1 protein-coding gene is annotated in these 9,583 nt (G+C 74.5%); it reads right to left on the bottom strand.

Annotation, left to right across the window (positions count from 1 at the left end; genetic code table 11):
* Positions 1-129: 129 nt before the first annotated feature.
* Positions 130-9,579, bottom strand: coding sequence for an SDR family NAD(P)-dependent oxidoreductase (locus ACZ63E_RS44495; protein WP_465342366.1), 9,450 nt, complete (start codon positions 9,577-9,579; stop codon positions 130-132).
* Between the last annotated feature and the right edge of the window lie 4 nt (positions 9,580-9,583).

Here is a 9,583-nt window from a genome sequence, read left to right as displayed (position 1 = left end):
GCCACCCGGACGTCCCGGGACAGCCAACGACGACGGTTTCCGGTCATGGCAACACCTCTCACCTCAGGTGTTGCAACGGCCACTAGAACCCAAGCCGCCCTAAACACTCACGACAACTTGCACCGAGGCTCAGTCCGCGCCCAGCTCCGAGTCGATCAGGCGGAACAGCTCGCCATCGCCGGCTGAGTCCAAGGACTCCAGGAACTCTTCGTCGCCGCCCAGGCGGTCCAGCAGGGACCGCAAGCGCGCTGTCACCGACATCACCGTCTCCGGGGCCAGCGCCGGGTCCGCCACCAGCTGCTCGAACCGGCCCAGCTCGTCCAGCACCCGGGCCGCCGGGTCCACCGGCTCCGGGCTCAGCAGGGACAGCAGGTGCGCGCTCAGCACCCGGGGGTTCGGGTGGTCGAACAGCACCGTCGCCGGCAGGGTCAGGCCCGTCGCGTACCCGAGGCGGTTGCGCAGCTCCACCACCGTCAGGGAGTCGAAGCCGATCTCCGTGAAGCCCGTGTCCGCGTCGATCGCCGCCGGGGAGCCGTGGCCCAGGACGCTCGCCGCCAGCTCGCGGACCAGCTCCAGCAGCTCGCGGCCGCGCGCCTCCGGGGCCAGCTCGCCCAGCTTCGGGACGAACGAGCGGACGCCGTCGGCGTCGATGCGGGCGGTGCGGCGGGTCTTCGGGACCAGCTCGCCCAGCACCGGCGGGACGATGTGGCCGCGCAGCACCGCCAGGTCCAGCCCCACCGGCACCACCATCGCCGCCGGCGACGCGACCGCCGTGTCGAACAGCGCCAGGCCCTCTTCCGGGGTGAACCGGCGCATTCCGGACTTCGCGAGGCGCTGCGCGTCGACGTCGGCGAGCGTGCCCGCCATGCCGTCCGCCTGCGCCCACGGGCCCCACGCCAGCGACACCGCCGGCAGCCCTGCCGCCCGCCGCGAAGCCGCCAGCGCGTCCAGGAACGAGTTGGCCGCCGCGTAGTTGCCCTGGCCGACACCGCCGAGCAGACCGCTCGCCGACGAGTACAGGACGAACGCCGCCAGGTCGAGGTCCCGGGTCAGCTCGTGCAGGTGCCAGGCGCCGTCCACCTTGGGGCGCAACACCTTCCGCAGCCGCGCCGGGGTCAGCGACCCCACCACGCCGTCGTCGAGGACGCCGGCCGCGTGCACGACCGCCGTCAGCGGGTGCGCCTCGGGCACGGCGGACAGCAGGTCGGCGACGTCGTCGCGGTCGGCGGTGTCACACGCCGCGACGCGCACGTCCGCGCCCAGGCCCTTCAGCTCGGTCACCAGCTCGGCGGCGCCGGCGGAGCCGAGGCCCCGCCGGCCGGCCAGCAGCAGGTGCCGGACGCCGTGGTGGCTCACCAGGTGCCGGGCCAGCAGCCGGCCCAGCCCGCCCGCGCCGCCGGTGACGAGCACCGTGCCGTCCGGGTCTCCGAAGCCGGGTTCCGGCCGGTCCGCCGCGGGCGCCCGGACCAGCCGGGCCCGGTGCGGGACGCCGTCACGCACCGAGATCTGCGGTTCCCCGGAAGCAACGGCCGCCTCGACCGCGTCCCCCTCGACCAGCAGGAACCGGCCCGGGTTCTCCGACTGCGCCGCCCGGACCAGGCCCTGCACCGCCGCGGCCGCGGGGCCGTCACCGGTCTGGAACACGACCTGGACGTCGTCGGTGGCCAGGAAGGACTGCAGCTGGTCGAGGACCTGCGTGGTCGCCCGGTGGGTCGCGGCGACCGGGTCGCCGCTCGTGTCCACCGGCACCACGACCACGGCATCGCCGGTCGGGTCGGTCATGTCCTCGCCGAACTCGACGAACCGCTTGCCCGACGGCGCCACCTCCGGCAGCGGCGTCCATTCGAGGTGGAACAGCGAGTCGTGCCCCTGCCGCGGCGCGGCGACGGCTTCCCCGAACGAAAGGGCTTCCGCGGACGCGATCGGCGTACCGCCCGGATCGGTCAGGACGAGGGTGACCGTGTCGCCGTCCCGGTGGAGGTGGACCCGCGCGGCGGCGGCGCCCGCGGCGTGGAGCGCGAACCGCGTCCAGCCCGTCGCCGGGCGCCGGGGCAGGTCCAGCAGCGTCACGGTCTGCAGGGCCGCGTCCAGCAACGCGGGGTGCAGGCCGAACTTGGCCGCGTCGTCCCGGCGGGCCGCGGGCAGCTCGATCTCCGCGTAGACGTCGTCGCCCGAGCGCCACGCCGCCCGCAGGCCGCGGAAGGCCGCGCCGATCTCGGCGTGCTCCTCGTAGAAGCCGTCGAGCTCCAGCTCCACGGCCGCGGGCGGCCAGGCCGGGTCCACGGCGGGTTCCGGGGCGCCGGGCGCGAGCCGGCCGGCCGCGGTCCGCGTCCACACCTGCTCCCCCGCGCCTTCCGGCCGGGTCCAGACGGTCAGCTCCCGCGTCCCCGCCGGACCTTCCGGCCCGACGACGACCTGCGCGTGCACCCCGCCGACCGGCGGCAGCGTGAGCGGGACCTCGACGGTGAGCTCCTCGACGAGGTCGCAGCCGACCTCGTCACCCGCGCGCACGGCCAGCTCGGCGAACCCGGCTTCCGGGAACACGATCACACCGTCGACGGTGTGGTCGGCCAGCCACGGCTGCAGCTGCGGCGACAGCGCGCCGGTGAACAGGAACCCGCCGGACTCCGGCAGCGCGACCCCGGCGCCGAGCAGCGGGTGCTCGGCGGAGTGCAGGCCGGACAGGCGCAGGTCGCCGTTCGCGCCGTGGAAACCCTCGGGCCAGTAGCGGTCGGGGGCGAACGGGTACGTCGGCAGCACGACCGGGCGGCCGCCGCCGAAGAACTCCGCCCAGTCGACGGGCACGCGCGCGTGGTGCAGCTTCGTCAGCGCGGTGACCAGCGACCGCGGTCCGGCGTCCACGCCCACGACGACCTCGCCGCCGGTGAGGCTTTCCGCCGCCATCGCGGCGGCGACGCCGTCCGGGCCGACGTCGAGGAACGTGGTCACCCCCGAATCGGCCAAAGTCGTCACGGCGTCGGCGAACCGCACGGCTTCCCGCGCCTGCCGCACCCAGTACTCCGGGGAGGTGAAGTCGGCGTCGCCGCTGACGGTCGAGACGATCGGGATCCACGGCGCGGCCAGCTCCAGTTCGGCCACGACCCGGCCGAACTCCGCGAGCGCGGGTTCGATGAGCGGCGAGTGGAAAGCGTGGGAGACGGCCAGCCGGCGCGTCTTGGCGAAGTGCTCCCCCACCGCGAGCACGGCGGCTTCGGCGCCGGAGACGACGACCGAGCGCGGCCCGTTGACGGCGGCGACCACCACGTCGTCGCCGAGCAGCGGGACGACCTCTTCTTCTTTCGCCACCACGGAAAGCATCGCGCCACCGGCCGGGAGGGCCTGCATCAGCCGGCCGCGCGCGGCGACCAGCCGGCACGCTCCCGCGAGGCTGAACACGCCGGCGACGTGCGCGGCCGCGATCTCGCCGACGGAGTGCCCGGCCAGCTGGTGCGGGGTGATCCCCCACGACTCCAGGAGCCGGACCAGCGCGACTTCGAACGCGAAGATCGCGGCCTGCGCGTACTGGGTCTGGTTGAGCAGGTCCGCGTCATCGCCGTGCATGACCTCACGCAGCGGCCGGTCGAGCTCGACGTCCAGGTGCGCGAGCACGGCGTCGAGCGCGTCCGCGAACACCGGGTAGGTCGCCGCCAGCTCGCGGCCCATGCCGAGGCGCTGGCTCCCTTGCCCGGCGAACAGGATCGCCAGCTTGCCTCCGGGTCCGGCGAGGGTCGGCCCGTCAAGCTCGCGGAGTCCGGCCAGCAACGACTCCCGGTCGGCGGCGACAACCGCGGCGCGGTGGTCGAAGTGGGTGCGCGTCGTGGCCAGTGCGGCCGCGAGATCGGTGAGATCCGGTTGGGTGGCAACGAAGTCCGCGAGCTGCGCGGCCTGCGCGGCGAGCCGTTCCGGGGTGCGCGCCGACAGCAGCACCGGCACCGGGCCGGTGACCGCGGCGGGAACCGGCTCGGTCTCCTCGGCCTGCTCCAGGATCACGTGGGCGTTGGTGCCACTGACCCCGAACGACGAGACGGCGCCCCGGCGGGCCCGGCCGGTCTCCGGCCACGCGCGCTCTTCGGTCAGCAGCGAGATCGAGCCCGCCGTCCAGTCCACTTGGGACGTCGGCTCGTCGAGGTGCAGGGTCCGGGGCAGCACGCCGTGGCGGATCGCCTCGACCATCTTGATCACCCCGGCGACCCCGGCGGCCGACTGGGCGTGCCCGAGGTTCGACTTGACCGAGCCCAGCAGCAGGGGCTCGGAACGGTCCTGCCCGTAGGTGGCCAGCAGGGCCTGGGCCTCGATCGGATCGCCGAGGGAGGTGCCGGTGCCGTGCGCCTCGACGGCGTCGACGTCCGAAGTGGACAGTCCGGCGTTCGCGAGCGCGGCGCGGATCACCCGTTGCTGCGACGGGCCGTTGGGGGCGGTGAGGCCGTTGGACGCGCCGTCGGAGTTGACGGCGGTGCCGCGCAGCACGGCCAGCGGCGGGTGGCCGTTGCGGCGGGCGTCGGACAGGCGTTCCAGCAGGAGCAGGCCGGTGCCTTCGGACCAGCCGGTGCCGCCCGCGGTCTCGGCGAACGACCGGCAGCGGCCATCCGGGGCGAGGCCGCCCTGGTAGCTGAACTCGACAAACGCGCTGGGCGTCGCCATCACCGTGACCCCGCCGGCGACGGCCAGCGAGCACTCGCCCGAAGCCAGCGCACGCGCCGCCATGTGCAGCGCGACCAGCGACGACGAGCAGGCGGTGTCGACCGTGACCGACGGACCTTCGAGCCCGAACAGGTAGGAGATCCGGCCGGACAGCACACTGGTGGCGGCCCCGGTCAGCAGGTGCCCGGCCAGCTCCGGCGGCGGCGAGTAGCCGTTGCCGGAACCGCCGACGTAGACGCCGGTCGTGCTGCCGCGCAGGCCTTCGGGGTCGACGCCGGCGCGTTCGAACAGCTCCCACGCCACTTCCAGGAGCTGGCGCTGTTGTGGGTCCATCGCCAGGGCTTCCCGTGGTGAGATCCCGAAGAACCCGGCGTCGAAGTCGGCGACGCCGTCGACGAAGCCGCCCTCGTGGACGTAGGACGCGCCGCCCTGGAGGCCGAGCAGGTCCCAGCCGCGGTCGCCGGGGAACTCCGTGATCGCGTCGGTCCCGTCGGCGACTAGGCGCCACAGGTCTTCGGGTGAGCGGACCCCGCCGGGGTAACGGCAGCTCATGCCGACCACGACGATCGGGTCGCCGTCGAGCACCCCGGCCGCAGCGGGCGCGACGGCCTGCTCCTCGTCGCCGAGCAGCTCGGCGGCCAGGAGCCGGGCGACGGCGTCCGGGCGCGGGTGGTCGAAGACGAGGGTGGCCGGCAGCGCCAGGCCGGTCGCGGCGTTGATCCGGGTGCGCAGCTCGACCGAGGTGAGGGAGTCGAAGCCCAGCTCCTTGAACGGACGGCGCGGCTCGACCGCGGCCGCGCCCGCGTACCCGAGCAGGCCGGCGACCTGTTCGCGGACCAGGTCCAGCAGCAGGTTCTCCCACTCCCGCGGGTCGGCTTCGCGCAGCCGGGCCAGCAGCCCCGAAGTCGCCGTGACGTCGCCGGAACCCGTGTCGGCGAGCGCGCGGACCTCGGGCAGATCGTCGAGCAGCGTGCCGTCCCGGCGGGAGGTGAGGGCCGGGACGAAGCGGTCCCACCGGACGTCGGCGAGCACCACGGCGATGTCGTCGTGGGCGATGGTCTGCCCGAGCGCGAGCAGCGCCTGCTCGACCGGCAACGGCGGCAGGCCACGGGCCCGCAGGAACCCGGCGGTCTCTTCGTCTTCGGCGACGCCGGTGTCGGCCCAGGCGCTCCACGCGACGGCGGTCGCCACGCGGCCGCGGTCACGGCGGTGCCGGGCGAGTGCCTCGAGACCGGTGTCGACGGCCGCGCGGTCGCGCTGGCCTTCGGCGCCCCACACCGCGCTCACCGACGTGAACAGCACAAAGGCTTCCAGCTCGGTGTCGGCGAGGGTGCTGTCCAGCTGGACGGCGGTGGCCCACGCGTCGGGGTCGCCGGTCATCCCGGCGGTGTGCAGGACGGCCGTCAGCGGCCGGTCCTCGGGGATGCCGGTCACGACCTCGGCGCCGCACTCGGTGACCCACTCGGCGACGCGTGCGCCGAAGCCTTCGCCGGCGCCGGTGACCAGCACCGTGCCGTGCGGGCGCCACGGCTCGGCGGCGCCCCCGGCCGCGGCGTGCACCAGCCGGCGGCCGAAGAGCCCGGACGCGCGGACGGCGACCTGGTCTTCCACACCACCGAGGGCGGCGGCGAACCGGGCGGCGGCGCGTTCGTCGAGGGTCTCGGGCAGGTCGATCAGCCCGCCCCAGGCGCGCGGATACTCCAGGGCCAGCACACGCCCGGCGCCCCACAGGGCTGCCCGGGCGGGGTCGTCGAGCGGGTCCGAGCGGCCGACGGACACCGCGCCCCGGGTCACAGCCCACAGCGGGAGCGCCGGGTCGGCTTCGGCGAGGAACTCGGTCAGAGCCGCGGTCGTGGCGAACGTCGTCCCGTCGAGTTCCAGGAAGGAGACGACGCCCGTGTACTCGCCGGGGAGTCCGGCCCGCAGCACTTCGACCGGGTCGGCGTCCGGGGCCACGACCAGGCGGTCGGCGTCGAGCGGCAGGTCCAGGCCTTCGGGAACCAGCGCGAGCCAGCGGCCGGGCGCGGGAGTCCCAGCGGGCAACGGCTTCCACGTGACGCGGTGCCGCCAGCCGTCCACAACGGACTGGTCACCACGGCGGCGGCGCCACGACGACAGGGCGGGCAGCACGCGGGTGAGCGCGTCCTCTTCGACGTCGAGCGTGCTGCTGAGCGCGGTGAAGTCGGCGTCGTCGACCGCGGTCCAGAACGCGGCCTCCGCCGGGTCCGCGGTGCCCGCCGGCGCGGGTTCGGGCCAGTAGTTCTCGTGCTGGAAGGCGTAGGTCGGCAACGGGACGACGTTCGCGCCCTCGGCCAGGAGGCTCGCCCAGTCCGGGCTGACCCCGCGGACGTGCGCTTTCGCGACCGAGGTCAGGAACCGGGCGAGGCCGCCGTCGGTGCGGCGCAGGGTGCCGGTGACGACCGCGCGGGCGCCGGCGTCCTCGGCGATCTCCTGCAGCGGCACGGTGAGCACCGGGTGCGAGCTGATCTCCAGGAACGCCTGGTACTGCAGGGAAAGCAGTTCGCGGATGGCTTCTTCGAACCGGACGCGTTGCCGCAGGTTGCGGTACCAGTAGCCGGCGTCCAGCCGGGCGGTGTCGACCCACTCACCGTCCACAGTGGAGAAGAACGGGATCTCCGGCGGACGCGGCTTCAGCCCGGCGAGCGCGGTCGCCAGCTCGTCTTCGATCAGCTCGACGTGCGCGGAGTGCGAGGCGTAGTCGACGTCGATGCGGCGGGCCCGCAGGCCGGCCTCGGTCAGCTCGGCCAGGAGCTCCTCCCCCGCCGCCGGGTCGCCGGCGACCACGACGGACGACGGGCTGTTGGCCACGGCGACCGACAGCTTGCCCTCGAACCGGGCGAGCCGGGCTTCGATGTCGGCGGCGGGCACGGAGACCGACAGCATGGTCCCGGCGCCGGCCAGCCGGCGGGCGATCGCCTGGCTGCGCAGCGCGACCACGCGGGCGGCGTCGTGAAGGCTGAGCGCGCCGGACACGCAGGCCGCGGCGATCTCCCCCTGGGAGTGCCCGACCACGGCGTCCGGGGTGATCCCGTGGGCCTGCCACAACGCGGCGAGCCCGACCATGACGGCGAAGGACGCGGGCTGCACGACGTCGACGCGGTCGAGCGCGGCGGTGCCCCGCAGGACGTCGGTCAGCGACCAGTCGAGGTACGGCGCCAGCGCGGCTTCGCATTCGGCGATGCGGGCGGCGAACACCGGCGACTCGTCGAGCAGCCGGGCGCCCATGCCGGCCCACTGCGCGCCCTGGCCCGGGAAGACGAACACGACCCGGCCGTCGACGTCGGCGACGCCGGTGGTGACCGCCGGGCCGGGGGTGCCGGCCGCCAGCGCGGCGAGGTCCTCGCGCGGGTCTTCGGCGACGATCACGGCGCGGTGTTCGAGCGCGGCCCGGGAGTGCGCCAGCGACCACGCGATGTCCGCCGGTTCGGCGCCGGTGGTGTCGAGGTGCTCGCGCAGGCGGGCGGCTTGGGCGGCGAGCGCGGCTTCGGTGCGTCCGGCGACGACGAACGCGCGAACCCCGGGTCGCGCCTCGGTGGCGGTCTGCTCGACGGGCTCCGGCTGTTCGAGGATGACGTGGGCGTTGGTGCCGCTGATGCCGAACGACGACACGGCCGCCCGGCGGACGCGCTCGGTCTCGGGCCACGGTGTGTGCTCGGTGACGACCTCGACGGCGCCCGCCGTCCAGTCCACGTGGGACGACGGCTCGTCGAGGTGCACCGACTTCGGCACCACGCCGTGGCGCATCGCCTGCACCATCTTGATCACCCCCGCGACGCCCGCGGCCGCCTGGGTGTGCCCGATGTTCGACTTCACCGAACCCAGCAGCAGCGGCGTCTCCCGGTCGCGGCCGTAGGTGGCCAGCAGGCTCTGCGCCTCGATCGGGTCGCCGAGCGGGGTACCGGTGCCGTGGCCCTCGACGACGTCCACCTCGGACACCGTCAGCCCGGAGACCGTCAGCGCCTGCCGGATCACCCGCTGCTGCGACGGGCCGTTGGGGGCGGTGAGCCCGTTGGACGCGCCGTCCTGGTTGACCGCCGACCCGCGCACCACAGCGAGGACCTCGTGCCCGTGGCGGCGCGCGTCCGCCAGCCGCTCCAGCAGGACGAGACCGACCCCTTCAGCCCAGCCGACCCCGTCGGCGGACTCGGCGTAGGACTTGCACCGCCCGTCGCGCGCGAGGCCGCCCTGAGCCGAGAAGTCCACAAAGGACCCCGGGGTCGCCATGATCGTGACCCCGCCGGCGATCGCCAGCTCGCAGTCCCCGGCCCGCAGGGCCTGCGCGGCCCAGTGCATCGCCACGAGCGACGACGAACACGCCGTGTCGACCGTGACCGCGGGGCCTTCGAGGCCGAGGGTGTAGGAGACACGCCCGGACAGCACGCTGCCCGCGGTGCCGACGCCGAGGAAGCCGAGGGCCTCTTCGGGGAACTGCGCACCCTGGCCGTAGTCGTGGTACATCACGCCGGCGAACACGCCCGTCTTGCTGCCACGCAGCGAAAGCGGGTTGATGCCGGCGCGTTCGATCACCTCCCAGGAGACTTCGAGGAGGTGGCGCTGCTGCGGGTCCATGGCCAGCGCCTCCCGCGGGGAGATGCCGAAGAGCCCAGGATCGAAGCGGCCCGCGCGGTCGAGAAAACCGCCTTCACGAACGTACGAACGTCCTCTTTCGTCACCGAACAGACCTCCCAGGTCCCAGCCCCGGTCTTCGGGGAACGCGCCGATGCCGTCACCGCCGTCGAGCACGAGGTCCCACAGCCCCTCGGGCGAGCTGACCCCGCCCGGGTAGCGGCAGGCCATCGAGACGATCGCCACGGGTTCCGGCTCCGCCGCCTCCAGCTCTTCGACGCGCTTGCGCGTCTTGGCCAGGTCGGCGGTGACCCACTTCAGGTACTCGACGAGCTTCTTGTCCTCGGTCATGACG

The sequence above is a fragment of the Amycolatopsis sp. NPDC104819 genome, assembly GCF_055583145.1.
This window is presented reverse-complemented; position numbering and strand designations above follow the sequence as displayed.

Excerpts from the sequence above, each read along its gene's own strand:
- ACZ63E_RS44495 (WP_465342366.1), bottom strand. The coding sequence starts at position 9,579 with ATGACCGAGGACAAGAAGCTCGTCGAGTACCTGAAGTGGGTCACCGCC.